This is a genomic window from uncultured Microbulbifer sp., assembly GCF_947489355.1.
Classification (GTDB): Bacteria; Pseudomonadota; Gammaproteobacteria; order Pseudomonadales; family Cellvibrionaceae; genus Microbulbifer.
Genome location: NZ_CANLDD010000210.1, coordinates 1 through 346 on the forward strand (window position 1 = coordinate 1; position 346 = coordinate 346).

General features: G+C 51.4%; 1 protein-coding gene. It reads left to right on the forward strand.

Annotated features, from left to right (window positions below):
* A partial coding sequence (locus Q1A48_RS22065; protein ID WP_366523469.1) for a helix-turn-helix domain-containing protein occupies positions 1-346 on the forward strand: 346 nt, incomplete at both ends.

Consider the following 346-nt stretch of genomic DNA (forward strand, 5'->3'; position numbering starts at 1 on the left):
ATGAGCAAAGATGCCAGATTGAGGCGTTCAAGAAAAGCGGTTTTACACAAGCAGAGATTGCGGTGGCTCTAGGCGTGAGTCAGTCAACGATATCAAGGGAGTTAGCGCGGAATAGTGGTCAGCGCGGGTATCGACACAAGCAAGCCCAGAGGTTTGCGCTTTGGCGGCGTGAAGTGGCCAGAAAGGTAACAAAATTGACACCAGAGTTGATTGGCTTGGTCGAGGATAAACTTGCTGAAAAATGGAGCCCGGAGCAAATCTCAGGCTGGCTGCTCAAGGAGCACTTGATACTGTTGAGCCATGAGTGCATCTATCAACATGTGTGGACCGACAAGGCGAGGGGTGG